The sequence below is a fragment of the Bradyrhizobium sp. th-b2 genome (assembly GCF_000426785.1).
GTDB lineage: Bacteria > Pseudomonadota > Alphaproteobacteria > Rhizobiales > Xanthobacteraceae > Bradyrhizobium > Bradyrhizobium septentrionale.
This window is the reverse complement of record NZ_AUGA01000247.1, coordinates 1-1,456: the sequence shown is the minus strand read 5'-3', so window position 1 is coordinate 1,456 and position 1,456 is coordinate 1. Positions and strand designations below refer to the sequence as shown.

The following is a 1,456-nucleotide window of genomic DNA, read 5'->3' as shown; positions in this document are numbered from 1 at the left end:
CGGCGTGTTTGCTTCGGGTCATTGTCGAAGAGCTTGAAGCCGACCTGCGAAGGGATCGCGACATCGGGCAGAGCTGCCCCGAATGAGGGGCCACGTCGCTGCCACATTGTCCCCAAGATTGGCGGAATTAATCAGCGACACGTTGATCGGAAGGCGCGGCGGAGGTACCCGGCCTTGTGATCTCGAATGGTCCCGACGTGCATATCGTCGGGGCCATTTGTTTAGGACTCACCTCCATCACGATGAGATAAAGTGGTTAGGCGGCACGCCGTCCTATATTTTGAGCCATCTGCTTAGCATCGTTTGTCGCCTTAAGCGACATGTCGGCCATCCGCCGGCTGCTCTCGAGGGCGTGCTCGACTGTTTCGCGCACGAATTCGCTCTGCACGACCGCAATGTCCTTGGCAGTACGACAGCTCCCCAATTCGTTCATGCGGTCCATCGTAGTTTCAATTTGATGCCGAACGAACGCGAAATACTCGCGGGATATGTCACTCATGACCTTAGCAACGGCGGTTGTAGAGTTCAGTACCGTTGCGGCGTTGTGAGCCGACCGTTCAACTGCTACTTGCGCTTCGTCCCCCGATAAACCGAGCACGCGACCAAGCTGGTCGGTAGAACGGCCCGTTGCTGCCGTCATCATGTCGAGACCGAAGCGCCAAGCGTTCTGAAACGTCTCGGCGTTATGCTTGAGCAGATTAGCGCTGGCGCGAGCCGCCTCTTCCCCTGCCTCTGCTGTAGCTTGTGCGATACGCGCGGACTGCTCACCTGCTGTATGTGCAATGCGCGCCGTCTGCTCAGCGGTTCTCTCACTGGCGCTCCGCGCCGCGTCTTCCATGGTTCGGGTAGACTTATCCTCGGGGCGTGGATTTGCCATGTTGTTCCTCCCTCGACTTCTTGGTGATTTCGGATTGGTGCTTTCGGAACTGGGCGCCTCGCTAAACGCTCGTCCTTCGCTCGCAACGCGGTCCCTCTAAAATCGTTCCTGGTTTCGCTAGCTTTTCGATGGTGCAGACGGTCCGGCGCGTGCCCTTAGGCAACTCAACATGCACAGTCCTATTATTCCGCGGCCGTCGAAGACCGTCCGTGTTTTTGGAGGAAGGCGTTCCGGTACGGTTCATCGGCGAATACTCCACACAAGTTGCGTCCCCCTAGTACGTTGCGCCGCCTCTTCGCAGACAACGCGGTCTCCCCTGAGGCGGTAACGTTGATCGGTTAGGTTAAGAAGCGAGTTTCGTTGCACTGCCGCCACCAGCTATTATCTTCGCGCAAATGATTTCAGCTTTTGCTTTAATGATGGATCGCGATGAAAAGACCGCTCGAAGTTTTGAGTGAGGTTATTTGCCCCGCCTGCGATGGCGCGGGGGTTCAGAAGATCAAACAGCCAACGCAGCCGGATCATAAAATCTTTCCCCCGAAATGCACGGAATGTCTCGGCAAGGGTCGAATAAAGAAA

General features: G+C 56.5%; 2 protein-coding genes. Both read right to left on the bottom strand.

The genetic code is table 11. From position 1 onward, the window contains the following. Positions 1 to 256: 256 nt before the first annotated feature. Positions 257 to 877: a phasin family protein gene (locus K359_RS0148080; protein ID WP_029085264.1), complete on the bottom strand. Its 621-nt coding sequence runs from the start codon at positions 875 to 877 to the stop codon at positions 257 to 259. 381 nt (positions 878 to 1,258) lie between these two features. Further along, the coding region (locus tag K359_RS64140; RefSeq protein ID WP_210164126.1) for a hypothetical protein at positions 1,259 to 1,456 on the bottom strand (198 nt) is incomplete at its 5' end.

What these genes read in the sequence shown, in the direction of transcription:
- K359_RS0148080 (WP_029085264.1), bottom strand. Translation starts at nt 877, where the DNA reads ATGGCAAATCCACGCCCCGAGGATAAGTCTACCCGAACCATGGAAGAC.